Source organism: Cohnella sp. OV330 (assembly GCF_900112065.1).
GTDB lineage: Bacteria > Bacillota > Bacilli > Paenibacillales > Paenibacillaceae > Cohnella.
The window spans coordinates 152,532-167,936 of record NZ_FOKE01000006.1 but is presented as its reverse complement, the minus strand read 5'-3'; the positions used below and the strand labels follow the sequence as shown (position 1 = coordinate 167,936).

Annotated in this window: 11 protein-coding genes; 1 reads left to right on the top strand and 10 read right to left on the bottom strand. The window is 58.3% G+C overall.

The window, feature by feature from the left end; translation table 11 throughout:
* Positions 1 to 240: 240 nt before the first annotated feature.
* The 4 genes from BM235_RS15900 to BM235_RS15885 all read right to left on the bottom strand — a co-directional run bounded on the left by BM235_RS15900 (position 241) and on the right by BM235_RS15885 (position 5,260).
* Positions 241 to 1,581, bottom strand: coding sequence for an extracellular solute-binding protein (locus BM235_RS15900; protein ID WP_090114957.1), 1,341 nt, complete (start codon positions 1,579 to 1,581; stop codon positions 241 to 243).
* A 242-nt stretch (positions 1,582 to 1,823) separates the two neighbouring features.
* A complete protein-coding gene (locus BM235_RS15895; RefSeq protein WP_090114955.1) occupies positions 1,824 to 3,029 on the bottom strand; it encodes a glycoside hydrolase family 130 protein in 1,206 nt (401 codons plus the stop codon).
* Between the two features lie 3 nt (positions 3,030 to 3,032).
* The gene (locus tag BM235_RS15890; RefSeq protein ID WP_090114952.1) at positions 3,033 to 4,253 is read right to left on the bottom strand and encodes an AGE family epimerase/isomerase; all 1,221 of its coding nucleotides are present in this window, start codon (positions 4,251 to 4,253) and stop codon (positions 3,033 to 3,035) included.
* A gap of 38 nt (positions 4,254 to 4,291) precedes the next feature.
* The gene (locus tag BM235_RS15885) at positions 4,292 to 5,260 is read right to left on the bottom strand and encodes a glycoside hydrolase family 113 (RefSeq protein ID WP_090114950.1); all 969 of its coding nucleotides are present in this window, start codon (positions 5,258 to 5,260) and stop codon (positions 4,292 to 4,294) included.
* A 232-nt stretch (positions 5,261 to 5,492) separates the two neighbouring features.
* Between BM235_RS15885 and BM235_RS15880 the strand changes: the two genes are divergently transcribed.
* Positions 5,493 to 7,439: a copper amine oxidase N-terminal domain-containing protein gene (locus BM235_RS15880; RefSeq protein WP_090114948.1), complete on the top strand. Its 1,947-nt coding sequence runs from the start codon at positions 5,493 to 5,495 to the stop codon at positions 7,437 to 7,439.
* Positions 7,440 to 7,526: 87 nt separating this feature from the next.
* Here the strand turns inward: BM235_RS15880 and BM235_RS15875 are convergent, their stop codons facing one another.
* The 6 genes from BM235_RS15875 to gpr all read right to left on the bottom strand — a co-directional run bounded on the left by BM235_RS15875 (position 7,527) and on the right by gpr (position 15,353).
* The gene (locus BM235_RS15875; protein ID WP_090114946.1) at positions 7,527 to 8,588 is read right to left on the bottom strand and encodes a LacI family DNA-binding transcriptional regulator; all 1,062 of its coding nucleotides are present in this window, start codon (positions 8,586 to 8,588) and stop codon (positions 7,527 to 7,529) included.
* 108 nt (positions 8,589 to 8,696) lie between these two features.
* The gene (locus BM235_RS15870; RefSeq protein WP_090114944.1) at positions 8,697 to 9,524 is read right to left on the bottom strand and encodes a carbohydrate ABC transporter permease; all 828 of its coding nucleotides are present in this window, start codon (positions 9,522 to 9,524) and stop codon (positions 8,697 to 8,699) included.
* 3 nt (positions 9,525 to 9,527) lie between these two features.
* Positions 9,528 to 10,406 (bottom strand): carbohydrate ABC transporter permease, encoded by an 879-nt coding sequence (locus BM235_RS15865; protein WP_090114942.1) that lies wholly within the window; start codon positions 10,404 to 10,406, stop codon positions 9,528 to 9,530.
* Positions 10,407 to 10,528: 122 nt separating this feature from the next.
* Complete coding sequence (locus tag BM235_RS15860) at positions 10,529 to 12,055, bottom strand: response regulator (protein ID WP_090114940.1); 1,527 nt, start codon at positions 12,053 to 12,055, stop codon at positions 10,529 to 10,531.
* Positions 12,052 to 13,926 (bottom strand): cache domain-containing sensor histidine kinase, encoded by a 1,875-nt coding sequence (locus BM235_RS15855; protein WP_090114938.1) that lies wholly within the window; start codon positions 13,924 to 13,926, stop codon positions 12,052 to 12,054. The genes BM235_RS15860 and BM235_RS15855 overlap by 4 nt, the downstream gene beginning before the upstream one ends.
* 443 nt (positions 13,927 to 14,369) lie before the next feature.
* Positions 14,370 to 15,353, bottom strand: a complete 984-nt coding sequence (gene gpr, locus BM235_RS15850; RefSeq protein ID WP_218161358.1) for a GPR endopeptidase — start codon at positions 15,351 to 15,353, stop codon at positions 14,370 to 14,372.
* Positions 15,354 to 15,405: the final 52 nt, after the last annotated feature.

The window sequence follows — 15,405 nt, the reverse complement described above, 5'->3', positions numbered from 1 at the left end:
TGCGAATGGGCGCGGTTTGTTCTTAGATAGGACTTCTCGCGGCGGAATGATTGCGATACGACGCGGTTTGTTCCTAATCAAGACTTCTTCAATCCGGGAGGCTGCAAGTAGGCGCGGGTGGTCACAAATAGAATCTGCGTCCCGACACGACGCATAAAAAACCTCCCGGCTTGTTGCCTGGAGGCTTGGGGTGACGGCGTCCTGCGCCGTCGCTATGCGGTTCTGGATGATGCTTTCGGCTTAATAGCCGAGGTCCTTGCGAGCCTTCGCCCACTTGGCGTTCAGATCGTCGAACGCTTTCTTCAGATCCTTCGCCACGATCAGGTCTTGGTCGACGGAGCCGGTGCCCAGCGCGATCTCGGCCTTCTTGGCGATCTCATTGTAGCGAGGGTCTACAGCAACGCTCTCGATGTAAGTCGGGTTAGCGGCGTTGAACTCGGCCAGTTGCGGCACTTCAGGCGTCTTGGTCTTGTCGACCGGCAGGAAGCCCGAGTCGGTGTCGTAGCCGGATTCCTTGACGAAGAAGTTAACCCAAGCGATGGCCAGATCCTTGTTCTTGCTGTCTTTGCTTACGCCGACGAAGTAGTCGCCGCCCAGCGGAGCGTTGTACTTGCCGCTGTTGTCGTAAGGGAACGGGAAGAACCCGATGTCTTCGGAAGCTGCGCCCGCGCCGATGACTTGCGGAATGACCCAGTTGCCGAGGAAGTACATGGCGGCTTTGCCGGATGCGACTTCGCCCTTGGACATTTCCCAGTTGTTGGTGGACAGGTCGGACTCGACCCACTTGTTCTCGACGAACTTGCGCGCGATCGTGATCAGTTGGCCCCAAGGTCCGTCAACGGTAAACGGCGTATCCGTGGAGATTCGGGTATCGGTCCACTTGGCGTCGCCTGCTACGTATGTGTAGGAGTTTTCGCCCCAGTTGCCCATCGGCCATTGCGCGCCGAAGTTCATGTACAGCGGTACGATGCCGGCATCCTTCAGCTTTTGCGCGTCGGCGTACAGCTCGTCGAGCGTCTTCGGCGTGGAAGTGATGCCTGCCTTCTCGAACGCCTTCTTGTTGTATACGATACCTTGCGTGTTGACGCCGGAGGTGATGCCGTAGCGCTTGCCTTCGAAAGCGTCATAGTCCGCGAAGTATACGTTGTCGAACATCGAGTCAGGCAGCGGCTCGTAGTACTTCGGGAATTCGCTGGTAGCGAGCGCCGAAGGGATCATGTTGACGTCGCCCGCTTCGCCCGTCGTCAGGCGCGTATTGATGTCGGTCGCGTAGTTGGTCAGGCCTTCGAATTCGATTTCGGCCTTCGGGTATTTTTCTTTGAACTTGGCAACGTACTTGTCGAACGTGCCGTCGCTGATGTAGTCGGTACGGTGAGTCAGCACGAGAATCTTGCCGGACAGGTCGGCGTTCGCTTCGCCGCTCGAAGCGGATGCGGACGCGGAGGCGGATGCCGAAGCGCTAGCGGAAGACGATGCCGAAGCGGACGGTGAAGCGTTGTTATTGTTGTTGTTGCTGCCGCAAGCGGACAGTACGGCGGAAGCCGTCAGCAACGACAAGATGGCAAGCGTGCTTTTCTTCATTTGTTGTAACCCCCAGATTGATGGTTTAGCTGATGACCCAGCTTTGTAAGCGCTGTGTTGGGATCGCTTACATTCACTAATTATACGCCGTTGGATTTGCAAAAACAGGCATTCGTTTTGTTTTTATTGTCATCAATTATGATAACAAATAAAAACTTTTAGCTTAAAATCCCCTAACCGGCCATTAGTATGTGCCGATTAGGGGATTTTTACCCATCCGATTCCATTTTGCTCGCAGGACTTTAGCCGCGTTTCAAAAACGCGTATTCGGGACGATTCAGAAGCTCGAGGTTCCGCGCGATCAGCTCGTTGCGCGTCTCGACGCTCGCGCGGGAACGAAGACCGTCCTCTGGCGTGTTAATGACATAGTCGAGCAGGCGTTCGATCGTCGTCGAAGCCACGTGCAGGCGCGTATCGGAGGAAGCGTAATAGATATACACTTCGCCGCTCTCCTCGGCGATCAGACCGTTCGTGAAAACGACGTTGGACACGTCGCCGACGCGCTCGATGCCTTCCGGCGCGATCAAGTGTCCGGCAGGAGAATGAATGACGCGGCTCGGATCGTCCAGCGCGGTCATGAACGCGTAGATGACATAGCGCAGTCCGGCAGCCGTGTTGCGCACGCCGTGAGCGACATGCAGCCAGCCTTTGTCCGTCTTGATCGGCGCGGCGCCCTGGCCGTTCTTCACTTCTTTGATCGTGTGGTACACTTTCTCGTCCACGATCGACTCATGGTCGACGATCGCCGGATTCATGCTCTCGGAGAGTCCCCAGCCGATGCCTCCGCCCGCGCCCGTGTCGATGAAGCCGTCCTGCGGACGCGTGTAGAAGGCATACTTGCCGTCTACGAATTCCGGGTGCAGCACGACGTTGCGCTGCTGCGGCGAAGGGGTCTGCAGATCCGGGAGGCGCTCCCAGTTGACGAGGTCCTTCGTGCGGGCGATGCCGCCCTTGGCGTTCGCGCTCGACGTGTCGCTCTTCGGCGCATCCGGATCTTTGCGCTCGCTGCAGAACAGGCCGTATATCCACCCGTCCTCATGCTGCACGAGACGCATGTCGTATACGTTGACGTCCGGGTCTTCGGTCTCGGGAAGCAGCACGGGATAGTCCCAGAAGCGGAAGCCTTCGGTCGGCTTGTCGCTCTCCGCGACGGCGAAAAACGATTTGCGGTCGACGCCTTCGACGCGGACCATCAGGTAGTATTTGCCGTTCAGCTTGATCGCGCCCGCATTGAACGCCGCGTTGACCCCGATCCGCTCGATCAGGTACGGATTCGTCTCCGGGTTCAGGTCGTAGCGCCAGTAAAGCGGCGCATGCGCGTTCGTCACGACCGGGTGCTCGTGGCGCCAGTATACGCCGTTGCCCGGCTCGACCTTCGGGTTAGGCTGCGCGACCAGCTTTTCGTATTGCTCGTTCAGCTGCTTGATTTGATTCAGAAAATCGCTCATGGATCATACCTCCGATTTCAAATGTTCGAGTCTTTCCAGCACTTCGATGCACGCCCGGCTGTTGTGGTAAGGGCATTTCCATTGCCCGACCTTCGGCTGGTTCCCGTTCACGACAGGCTTGCCGGCACGCGTGACCTGCCAATGCCATTCCCCGCCTTCGCGGTCGCTGACGAAATTCGAGATAAAGCCCCAGCTGTTTTTTGCCGCCGCCAAATACTTCTCTTCGCCCGACAGCTGGTAGGCGTTCAGGAAGCCGACCATCGCTTCGGCCTGCGGCCACCAATCCTTGCTGTCGTCCAGGTGGTGCCCGTCGTACTCGTTGAAAAGGCCGCCGTCTTCGTCCACGCCTTGCTCGAGCGTCGCCTTCGCCATGCGAACGGCCGCTTCCTTGACGCGCGGCAGCAGCGACTCGTCGCCAAGCACCTCGGCCGCTTCCCACAGGAGCCAGCTGCCTTCGATATCGTGCCCGTACGAGACATGCGGGGCTTTAGACTGCCACTCGTCATCGAAAAACAGCAGAAAGTGGTCGGTCTTCGCGTCGATAATCTTGTCCAGGTGAACCTCGATGAGCTCCTTGAGCTTTGCCTTGAGGCCTTCCGGCTTCCAGACGCGGTACAAGTTCGTATAAGCCTCGAGCACGTGCAGATGCGTGTTCATCGACTTGCGTTCGTTCAGATCCTTGCCGGAAAGGCTAAGTTCGTCCGTCTCGGTCCAGTCGCGCGCCAGCGCTTCGATGTAGCCGAGATGCACCGGATCGTAGGCGTGCTTTTCAAGCAGTCGATAAATCTGCTCCGCCCAAGCCAGCGCCTCTTGATCGCCGGTTACGCGAACGTATTCGGATAAGGCGTAGATCACGAATGCCTGGCCGTAAACTTGCTTCTTATCGGACACAGCCGCTCCGTTCACGTCGATCAGCCAGTACAGGCCGCCATGCTCCGGATCCCGGAAATGCGTCTTCAACGCCACGTAGGCGCGCTTCGATGCCGCGAGATATTTTTCGTCCTTGTAAAGGCGATAGGCGGAAGCGAACGTCCACATGATGCGGGCGTGAAGCACGAGACCCTTGTGCGCTTCCGGCAGCTTTTCGCCGCTGCTCGCGATCTCTCCGATATAGCCGAAGTACTTTTCGTCCACCGTGTTGTTCAGCCAATAGCCGAGGATATTGTCCTTCAGCTCCGCGGTCAGCTCGTCCCGCCACCGCGCGGCCGTCAATTGCTGCGTCATGCTAGCGTCCTCCTTTTCGGATGTTCAGTTTCGAATGTTCAGGCGTTCAGGCCTTCCGGCTTCTGGCCCGACTTGTAGTAGTCGCCGACCGTCTTGGCGGCCGACTTGCCGTACATGCAATAATCGTCGTTGGCCGCCGCGTCCTTCGCGTCGTAAAGCTTGGCCGGCCAGTCCCACAGCATGAAGCCGCGCATCCACTCGCGCTTCGCGCAGGCGCCGAACATCGCTTCGTAGTACCGCATCTGCTCCTCCTCCGACGGACCGCCGGGCAGCGACCAGTCGTTCGGACGGAGCGGCGAGCCTTCGCGGCTCGGGCAGCCGGCTTCCATGAAGAAGAACGGTTTATTCCACTGGGCAAGCACGCCCTCGATACGATCGAGGTGCTCTTCCCACTCGTGGATCGGGTAGTAGCCGCTCGAGGAAATGATGTCGACCGCGTCCCACCACTTGACCCTGCCCTCTTGATACTTGTCGCAGTTATAAGTGATCAGGCCGGAGTAGATCGGACGGATGTCGGCGACGAGCGCGCGCCACTCGGATTCGCGCTTGTCGGTCTGCACCATCTCGCAGCCGATGCACAGCATTTCGCAGCCCTCTTCCTCCGCGATCGCCGCGTAGTGGGCGATGAACTTGCCGTAGCTCGCGAACCATTGCGCCCAGCTCGGCTCTCCTGGAACCTCTTCGTCGAAAAAGCCGATATGCGCGCGCCACGTCCCGTTTTTCACGTTGACGACCGGCTTGAGGCACACCTTCATGCCCAGCGACTTCGCCTTGCGGATCGCCGTGCGCACTTCCTCGTCGGTCACCGTCGGCTCGTCCCAGAACGGAATCTCCGTCGACTGCGGCGTCTCCTGCAGCGCCGACAGCGCGATCGCCGTCCAGTTCACGCCGAGCTTCGCCATCTCCTCCATCGAAAAGTCCGCTTCGCTTCCCGTCCACGTGCCGCGCGTGCCGACCCAGCCCCATGTCATGCCGCTGACCGTCTCGTTCCAAGCCTGTTTGCTCATGCTTGCAGCTCCTTTGCGCGAACCTTTTGTAAACGCGTGGTGTTATATTGTTATCTATTTTGTTAGTCATTTTAGATAACAATATTCTCAAGGTGATTGTACCACCTGGGGAAGAGAAGTCAACAGCATCCGCCCCTTTCATAAAAACAAAGCTTCATAAAAAAGGAACCTTTCAAAAAATGTCGAATATTGGGATCGGTAATGATCATGCATGGCAAAGGGAGCGTAAAAAATGAGTTTAAAGAGATTGTTTTGGATCGTCCTTTGTTTGGCAATCGGAAGTGCCGCTCTCGTCTTCGCAGACGACAACGCCGATGCGGCCGAGCCGGCGGGAATCCGAACGGTGATCGACAGCAAGACGCTTCTCCTCGACGACGGTTCGATGTGGGTCCTAGCCGGCGATCGGTACATGCTTGCGAAAGGCCTTGACTTGACCGATGTCGCAGGTTCCGCGTACTACGGACTCGCGCTCACCCGGAACGGCGCGCTGGCCGCGTATACTTTCGATGCGCCAAGTCTCGTCGAAGGCCAGACTGACGTGGCGCAGATTACCAGCGGCTACTGGCTCAAAAAAGACGGAACGGTCTGGACGGAGAAGGGCAAGGTCAAAGGCTTTCAGGACGTCCTTCACATCGCTTCCAAAGACAAAGACTTTGCGGCATTGACCCGAGACGGGCAAGTGCTGTATATCAACGCGGACTACGGCGTTCTCAATAAGCTGGGCCAGATCGATGACGCCGAATCCGTCGTATCGATTCAAACGACCTACGACCGGGTCGCCCTTCTTTACGATTCGGGCGAAGCCGTCATCTACGAGGGCGCCAACTTCGACGACAACGGCAAAGTCATTCCCGTCCTGGTAACGGACGACGCAGTCTCTATTCAGTATGCTGGACCGATGTCCGACTTACTCATCGTTCGACGGGACGGTACGGTGTGGTCGACGGGCCCTTACAGCGATCGCTTCAAATTAACGAAGCAGGTTCAAGGTCTGTCGGATATCGTGAAAACGGCTGGCGCTTCGGATGCGGACAACTTTTTCGCGATGAATCGGAGCGGCCGCTGGTTCAGAGTCGTCGATGGGGAGCCTTCCGCATTCCAGGCCCCTGGCGTCTCCCGCCTGTCGGCGGCGCTATCCAATGCGTCCCCCAACAAAGGCGACAAGCTGACCGTCGGCGTTCAATTGGGTTACACCAACGGCTCGCTGCTCAAGGCAGCGCCCGGCGAGGCCTCCATTGTCGTGGATAAGCCGTATTTGCTTAAGCTTCAGCCCGACGGCAGCTTTGTGGCGGCAGGCGTCGGAGAGACGGCCATCACCGTCTCCTCGGGGAGCGCGACCAAGACGCTGCAGGTCGTCATCGGTTATCCCGGCAGCTTGACGTACGCGCAGCTGTCCAACGGTACCGTTTATCTGCCCGCCAAGTCCGTCCTGCAGGCGCTTGGAGGATCGTTCGCTTCCAAGGACGGGGGATACGAAGGCGCTGTCGGGGCCAGATTCGTACAATTCAAGGTGGGGAGCGCGTCCGCTCAATTGGACGGCAACCCGATCACCCTCAAGGCTGCGCCGCTGATGTCGGCCGGCGTCGTCTATGTTCCGTCCGACCTGCTAAGCTCGGCATTCGGCGTGACGGCTAAATGGAACGCCACCTGGCAGCAGGCCGACCTTAGCGTAGGCAAAGCCAAATTGACCGTCGTCTCCAAGCAAACGGCCGCGCTCGTCAAAAAGGCTGCGCAAGGCAGCCTGGCCAAGTATATCGGCAAGACGTATTGGGTGAATCATTACAACGAATGGTCGCGGTTCGCCAAAGTAACGGTAACCGATGTCATTCCGGACGGAAGCGGATATTTCAAGATCAGCTTCAAGACGGCCTCCGGACAAACGTGGACTTCTTATTCGATGCCAACTAGCTTTATCCCGCAAATTTTCAGCGACGATTATTACTTCTTAACGTTCGATCCATATAAGAAATACAAGTGGTCGAACGCGGCGTGGCAGGCGATCAAAGTAGGTAACGTAACGCTCGGGATGACCAAGGATCAGGTACAACTCTCCTGGGGGTCGCCGTCCGGGAAAAGCACGACGAAGACTTCGGCGGGACAGGTCATCGAGACATGGGTATACCGCAATTTCGATACGGTCGCCTTCGTAGACGGCAAAGCGATATGGGTCATGGATTAGTACGCGAATCATCGAAAAAGAACAACAAACCGCGCGGAGGCTGCCTCCGCGCGGTTTGTTGTTTGCATATGGAAATCGATTTGAAATTCAACCGTTGTTCGCCAGTCCCGTCGACTGCCTGAACACGAAATCTCCCGACAGGAGGATCCGTTCCTTGGGACTGTCCGGATGGTTGATGCGCCACAGCAGCGTCTCCACCGCCCGCTGGCCGAGCGCCTCCTTGTTGACGTTCACCGTGCTGAGCGTCGGCGTCGACAGCGCGGCGTCGTCGATGTTGTCGAAGCCGGTGACGGAGACGTCCTCGGGCACGCGGATGCCGTGCTTCATCAGCGCCGTGACGACGCACAGCGCGAGCGAATCGTTCGCGCAGACGAACGCGGTCGGCAGCGCCTCGCGCTCTTTCATGTCGCGTACGATTTCCGTGAGCGCCTCCGTATGTTCGGAACGGTTTTCCCCCTCGAGCGAGATGAGTCCCTGCTCCTGCGCAAGCGGCACCTCCTGCTCCTCGAGCAGGGAGCGGTAGCCGAGCCAGCGGTCGTAGAAGCTTCGCGAATAGCGGGTGTTGCCCACGAACTGGAGCTTGCGGTGACCGTTGCCGAGCAGGTAATTGGTCACGCGGCGCATGCACTCGTAGTTGTTCATGAACAGCGCGTCCGACGGAATCAGCGGGTCCTCGTGGTCCACCATGACGAACGGGATCGACAGATTGCGAATCTCGAGCAGCAGCTGGTTGGAGATGTGGCCGACGCAGACGATGCCGAGCACGCCGTCCGGATTGATCAGCTTGATAAAATTGTCCGTAATATGCTCCGTGACGATCATCATGCCGAGCCGGTGCTGCTCGAGCCCGGTCGTAATCCCGTCGATGATGCGTCCCCAATAGAAGGAATGGCGATTCTGCTCCCGGACGTTCGGGATGAGCACGATGATCGTCTCCCGCTGCGTCCTGCCGGCCGGGTCGGCCGAGGCGCGGGACGCCGAGCTCTTGATCCGCTTGCCCGCGAAGTATCCGAGCTGCGTCGCCGAGCTGATGATTTTTTCCCGGGTCTCCGCGCTCACGCCGGATTTGCCGGCGAGCGCCTTGGACACGGCGAACTTGGAGACGCCGACATGATCGGCGATTTGCTGCATCGTTACTTTCTTAGACATCTCTCGTACGACCCTTTCCGCCCATAAAAAATCCGAATGCGTTGATAACAAGATTAATTGTTATCATAACACATTCGGATCGTTAGCGTCATGGCCGGAAATCGTCTCTTATTTGACCGCGCCGTTCGTGACGCCTGCGAAAATATACCGCTGCAAGAACAGGAAAATCACCAGCGTCGGAATAAAGATGATGAGTATTCCCGCCGAAATGACGTTAATCTCAGAAGCGTTCGGCCCGACGAACGAATAGATCGCGGTCGACACGACTTGCAACTTGCGGCTAGGCATATACAGGTAAGGCGTATAGAAGTCGTTGTAGATCGAGATCGTCTTCATGATGATCAGCGTCGCCGTCGCCGGCGCGAGCAGCGGGAAGATGATCGACCGGTAGATCTTGAACAGGGACGCGCCTTCGACCATGGCGCTCTCGTCGAGATCCTTCGGGATATTGTTCACGAACTGCAGGTAAATGACGATCTGCAGCACGTCCGCGCCAAGATACAGCAGCATCGGTGCGTAAATCTCGTTGTAGGCGCCAAGGAACTTGATGACCTGGAACGTCGCGACCTGCGTCGTAATCATCGGTATGACTTGCGCGACGAGGTACATGCCCATGATCGGCTTCTTCATCTTGAAGTCGAAGCGGCCGAGCGCGTAGGCGACCATCGTGCCGATCAGCACGTTGCCGGCAAGCGACACCACGAGGATAATGAAGATGTTTTTGAAGCCGAGGCCGAGACGTCCGACCTTGAACACTTTTCTGAAGTTGTCGAAGTTAAACCAGTCGTGCGGCAGCGCAAGACCCGAATTGTAGTATTCGACTTTTGTCTTAAACGCCGAGATCAGCACGGAGTAGATCGGGAAGAAAACGATGAACAGTCCGATCGCGATCGTGACATAACGGAATATCGTCCACGCTTTATTTTGGCGTTCCATCGCTTATTTCTCCTCCCTGAACAGCAGCTTGCGCTGCAGGATGATGAAGGCGATGACGATCAGCAGCAGCACGATAGCCATCGCGGAGGCAAGTCCGGCCTGCTGGAACTTAAACGCCATATCGATCGTCTTTGAAACGAAGGTGTGCGTATCGTTCGCGCCGAGCATCATGATGTACGGAATATCGAACGCTTCGAGCGCGCCGGTGAGCGTCAGGATCAGCATCAGCTCGAGGACGCTGCGGATGCTCGGGAGCGTGATGAAGCGGAACGTTTGCCAGCCCGAGGCGCCGTCGATCTTGGCGGCTTCGTAGTTGTCGGCCGGAATGGACTGCAGCGCGCCGATGAAGATAACCATCGTCAGGCCGAAGTACTTCCAGATCGAGATAAAGGCGAGCGAGAAGTTGACCAGGTGCGGATTGCCCAGCCATTGCTGCTGCCAGGAGCCGAGGCCGATCGCTTCGAGGAAAATGTTCAGCGAGCCGTACTCGACATGGTATAGGTTGCGGAACATGATGACGATGGCGACGCTGTGCAGCACGTAAGGAATGAACAGCATCGAACGGAAGATGTTCCGTCCCTTGAGCTTGCTGGTCAGCACGATCGCGAAGTATAGCGCGACGCAAGTCTGGAGCAAGCCGCCAACGAAGTAATAGGCATTGTTTTTAAAGACGCCGAAAATTTCCGGACGGGAGAAAATCTCCTTGTAGTTGTCGAATCCGACCCAATTCATTTCCCAACCGAGGCCGCTCCAGTCCGTAAAGCTGTAGTAAAGCAACGACAGCGCCGGATAGTACGAAAAGGTCAACGACAAGAGGACCGGAATCGTAAGGAATCCGAAAAGAATGAGAATCCGCTGCGTTTTGTAACTCAGGTTAAACATAGACACCCCTGCTTTCGTCGTCGGTCAAGTCACCGTATGGAAATCGCTTACAATGATTATACCCGATTCGGTTATGCCTTTTAAGGTTCTACGTTTGTTTTCCTTGTCTTCAATTTGGATAACTATAACCTAACTCGCTCCCGATACTCTTTAGGCGTCAGCCCGACGACCTTTTTGAATACCTTGTTGAAGTAAGCGGGGTCCCCGTATCCGACCATCTCGCCCACCTCGTACGTTTTCAGCGCGGGGTTGCGGATGAGATGCTCCTTCGCATGGGCGATGCGGACGGAAATGATGTAATCGGTGATCGTCTCGCCGGTCTCCGTCTTGAACAGCTTGCTCAGGTAGCTCGGCGTCAAGTATACGCGATCCGCGAGCCGCTGCAGTTCGAGCTCTTCCGTAAAATGCTCCTGCACATAGGCTTTCACGTTTTCGACGACGCGATTTTCCTGCCTGGCTTCCTTAAGTATGTGAAGCAGAGCGGTTGCCGACTCCATAAATTCCGATGTAAATGTATGCCAGCTCACGAACCGGACCGGCGACAGCCGCAGCTGCTCGTCCTCGGTCTCCCCGGCCGGGAGTCGGGTTTGCCGGCCGCTCAGCTCCCCGCGCAGCAAGCCGAATACGGCGGAAGCCGCTTCGCTAAGCGCCGGCCAAGCCGGACGCAGCTTGCCCGCCTCCTCCAGCCAGGCCCGCAGCGCGGACTCCGCCCGGGGCAGATCGAGCAGCTGCAGCGCCGGACGGAAATCTTTGTCGAGCAGCCGGAGCAGCCCCGAGACGTCTTCTTGTCGCCTCGACAAGTGCAGGAAATCGTTCATCGCCTTGATGCCGTCCTCGTACCATACCTGCTGCATCGCGACCTCCGCTTCCAGATAAGCGTCCCGCAGCTTAAGCGGACCCTGATGGACCGCGCTGACGCCGATCCGCGCATGGACCGCGTGCGGGATTCGCTGGAGCAGGGTCGAGGCGATCCCGCGGGCCGTGTCGTCATGATCGCCTTGGCCGATCGCCACCACGATGACCGACTGCCTCGGCTCCCACACGAAGCTCCGGTGCTCCCGATTCCAAGCCTCCATATAAAAGGCGAGCCGTTCGCCAGTCAGTTCAGGATCCGTCCGCAGCAGGACGACCGCGAAGTGTTCCCTGAACAATCCGATCTGCGACAGCTCGCGTCCGGCGCCCTCCGTCATATGGCCGGGCAGATGCCTGACGTCGCTCCCGAGCAGCAGCCGGATATGCTCCTCCGCCGCGACGGCTTTGCGGTAGCTTTCCAACTCCAGGTTGTTTTTGACGCGGCGCAACAGCTCGCCGAGCTCGTCCTGGTCGACCGGCTTCAGCAGATAGTCCTCGACGCCTTGCCGGATGGCGCCTCTCGCGAACTCGAAGTCGCTGAAGCCGCTGAGGACGGCGAACTTCACCTTGGGCCTCCGGCGCTGCACCTGTTCGATGAGCTGCAGCCCGTTCATCTGCGGCATCTTGATGTCGGTGAAGATGAGGTCGACCTCGAGACTGCCCAGCTCGCCGAGCAGCTCCAGTCCGCCCGAATAAATGCCGACGATCTTGTATTCGTCGCCCGTCATTTCGATTAACTTGGCGAGCCCTTGCCTGATTTTTTCCTCGTCGTCGACGACGGCGATGTTGACGGTCATGTCGCTTCTCCCCCTTGTTGCGCTGCGGGCGCCGCCGGCAGGCGGACGGTCACGATCGTGCCCTGGCCGAACTGGCTGCGGATCGAGAGCCCGTAGGTTTCCCCGTATTTCAATTTGATGCGCTCGTTGACGTTTCTTAGCCCGATGCCGGTATTGTCCCCTTCCGGCACCTGAAGCAGCGAAGCCTGCAGCTTATGCAGCGTCTCTTCATCCATACCCTCTCCGTCGTCCGCCACCTCGAACACCAGGTCCTTGCCCTCCTGCCTGCAGAGGACGCGAATGCGCATCCCGCTGCGGGACTCGTGGAGCCCGTGATAAACGGCGTTCTCGACGATCGGCTGAAAGAGCAGCTTGATGACGCTTAAGCCCTCCGTCTCCCGCGCGTCGGGCAGCTGCAGCTCGAAGCGGCTGCCGTAACGGTAATTCAGCAGCTGCACGTAAATGCCCAGATGCTCCCATTCCTTCGCGATCGGCACGCTCTCGAGCCCGCCGTGGATGCTGTACCGGAGCAGCTTGCCGAGGAGCTGGGTCATCGTCGCCACTTCTTTGTTGTCGCTGAGCACGGCCGTCATGCGGATCGATTCGAGCGTATTATAAATGAAGTGCGGATTGATCTGATGCTGAAGCGATTGCAGCTCGGCTTCCTTCTTCCGCTCCTCGACCGCGTAGATATCCTGGATCAGCGTCTTGATCCGGTCGATCATCCGGTTGAACGCGCTGCCCACGAGCCCCGCCTCGTCGCGGCTGACCACCGGAAACGCAACGTCGAGATTGCCCGTCTGCACTTCCTTCATCATCCGGACCAATCCCCGGAGCGGTCGCGTAATCGCGAATACGAGCACGAGCGAGATCAGCAGGGCGAACGCCATAATGGCGAGCGCAGCCGCGACCGTATACGTGCGCGTCCTTAGCGCGTCCGCCATGAGCTCGTCCTCGGGGATCGTGATCAGCACTTTCCATCCGGTGACCGAAGACTCCTTGAAGATCGCCAGCACGCCTTTCCCGTCGATCTTCGTATGGAAGCTTCCCTGCTCGTTTAACGCGCCCGGCATCAGCTCGCTGTTTTTAAGATTTTGCCCGATCAGCGACTTGTCGCTGTCGTAAACGACGCTGCCGCTCTTGTCTACCACCAGCGTTTTGCCGTGCGTGGACTTGTCCAGATCCTTGATAATGTTGTCGATGACGCCGATGTTGGCGTCGATCGCGATCATCCCGATCGAATCGTAGGTGCGGGGATCGATGATCTTGCGCACGACCGTGAACACATAACGGCTGCTCGTCGCCCGTCCCGCCACGTCCTGGGTGCTGACGAGCACCGGCGTGCCGTGCGCCTCCTCGGCGAGCTCCGTCCACCTGGGCAGCACGTCCTGCAGATCGGACCGGATGGCCGTATTTTTGATGGCGAAGTACGGATTGCCGTAAAAGTCGAACAAATACACGACATTCGTGCTGCTTTTAATATTGTTGATAAAATAAATGCTGCTGCCGATCTTGCGGTCGATGGCGAGCCGCGTTCGCTCCTGTTCCGTCAGCACGCCGCTGCCTCCCGCTTCGCCGCCGTGCTGTCCGCCGTAGAAGCTGTTCGACATCTTGAGACCTTCCATAATATCGGCTTGATAAGACGGAATGATCGATATTTTTTTCATGTCTTCAATATAATCGTCCATCTTCCCCATCATCTGGTCGGACAGTTGGGAGACGAACGTGACCGTATTGCGCTCGATCGAATTCGAATAGCGCTGCGCGGCGACATATGTGAGCACGCCGATCGGCAGGATGATCAGAAACAGGAACACGATGATCAGCTTGCTCTCCATCCGTTCCGGCCACCATCTCCGCGGGCGGGCGAGCCGCTTTTTCCTTTTTAGCATGGAGCTTCTCCTCGCAGAAGGACGCGCCCTGTGAATATAACGCGTCATGTCCGGTTATCGTTAGCGATACCCATTATACATAACAAAGGCTAACGAAGTAAGCGGATACGATGAGATGCGGCAAAAAGCTATGGATGTCGGCGGCTGGGAGCGTCGGCGCTGACGCCTCGTAGGTAGTCCTATCCAGGAACAAACCAACCCCTCGCAACAACTGCTCCGCGCAGATAGTCCCAGCCAGGATCAAATCAGCAACTCGCTCCACCTGTTCCGATTAGGTAGTCTCATCCAGGATTAAACCACCACCGCGACTCATCTGCTCCGCGTAAGTAATCCTAGATAGACTCAACCCGCGCCTGCGCGCGCAAAACAAAGGCCGTCTTCCGGCAGCTGCGCGCTGCGCGGGAAGACGGCCCCGACCGACCTGCCGGGCGCCCCGACTCGGATCAGTGCGTGTAGGCGGCCACGTTGTCCGTGTCGATCGCCTGGTGCATCGCCGCATTGAGGCCGCTCGCGACGATGTTGCCGAGGTCCTCGATGAAGTCGTCGATCTCCTTCGGCGTGACCAGCAGATCGTGGCCGACCGGCTGCAGCACTTCTTTAACCAGCTGCAGCCGTTCCTGGCCGGCCATCGTGCCGAACACGCCGAACAGCGGATCGGTGTCCGGCGTATGCTGCTTCATATGCGCCAGCACCATGTCCATCGCGTCGTTGACGATCGTCGAAGCGTAGAGCACCGTCGGCACGCCGATCGCGAGCACCGGCACGCCGAGCGTCGCCCGCGTCAGTCCCTTGCGCTTGTTGCCGATGCCGGAGCCCGGGTGAATGCCCGTGTCCGCGATCTGGATCGTCGTGTTCACGCGCTCGAGCGATCTCGCCGCCAGCGCATCGATCGCGATGACCAGCTCCGGCTTCGCCTGCTGGACGGCGCCGAGCACGATATCGCTCGATTCGATGCCCGTCGTGCCGAGCACGCCCGGCGCGATCGCGCTGACGGAGCGATAGCCCTCGCCGACCTGGTCGGGCATCAGCTCGAAAAACTGGCGCGTCACCATCAAATTGTCGACGACGATCGGTCCCAGCGCGTCCGGCGTCACCTTGCCGTTGCCGAGGCCGACGACCATGACGGAGGTTTTCGGCCCGACGCCGATTCGGGCAAGAAACGCCTCGAATTCCCTGGCGAACGCCGTCGCGACGCGGTTCTGAAGCTCCGTGTCGCCGCGTCGCAGCTCGGGCACCTCCAGCGTGACGTAGTTCCCCTGCATTTTGCCGATCGCCTGCGCGCCCTGTTCCGTCTGAATCTCCATCCGCGTGACGGTGATGCCGCCCTCGCGCTCGGTCTCGGTCCAGACGCCGGGAATGGCGCCGCCCGACAGCGATTCCGCTCTCTCCTTGGCCTCGAGCGCCAAGTCCGTTCTGACGTCGTACATGCTTAGATCAAGCTCGCTCAACGCGTATTCGCTCCTCTCCGACTGCTGGACG

What these genes read in the sequence shown, in the direction of transcription:
- BM235_RS15900 (WP_090114957.1), bottom strand. Translation starts at nt 1,581, where the DNA reads ATGAAGAAAAGCACGCTTGCCATCTTGTCGTTGCTGACGGCTTCCGCC.
- BM235_RS15895 (WP_090114955.1), bottom strand. Translation starts at nt 3,029, where the DNA reads ATGAGCGATTTTCTGAATCAAATCAAGCAGCTGAACGAGCAATACGAA.
- BM235_RS15890 (WP_090114952.1), bottom strand. Translation starts at nt 4,253, where the DNA reads ATGACGCAGCAATTGACGGCCGCGCGGTGGCGGGACGAGCTGACCGCG.
- BM235_RS15885 (WP_090114950.1), bottom strand. Translation starts at nt 5,260, where the DNA reads ATGAGCAAACAGGCTTGGAACGAGACGGTCAGCGGCATGACATGGGGC.
- BM235_RS15880 (WP_090114948.1), top strand. Translation starts at nt 5,493, where the DNA reads ATGAGTTTAAAGAGATTGTTTTGGATCGTCCTTTGTTTGGCAATCGGA.
- BM235_RS15875 (WP_090114946.1), bottom strand. Translation starts at nt 8,588, where the DNA reads ATGTCTAAGAAAGTAACGATGCAGCAAATCGCCGATCATGTCGGCGTC.
- BM235_RS15870 (WP_090114944.1), bottom strand. Translation starts at nt 9,524, where the DNA reads ATGGAACGCCAAAATAAAGCGTGGACGATATTCCGTTATGTCACGATC.
- BM235_RS15865 (WP_090114942.1), bottom strand. Translation starts at nt 10,406, where the DNA reads ATGTTTAACCTGAGTTACAAAACGCAGCGGATTCTCATTCTTTTCGGA.
- BM235_RS15860 (WP_090114940.1), bottom strand. Translation starts at nt 12,055, where the DNA reads ATGACCGTCAACATCGCCGTCGTCGACGACGAGGAAAAAATCAGGCAA.
- BM235_RS15855 (WP_090114938.1), bottom strand. Translation starts at nt 13,926, where the DNA reads ATGCTAAAAAGGAAAAAGCGGCTCGCCCGCCCGCGGAGATGGTGGCCG.
- gpr (WP_218161358.1), bottom strand. Translation starts at nt 15,353, where the DNA reads ATGTACGACGTCAGAACGGACTTGGCGCTCGAGGCCAAGGAGAGAGCG.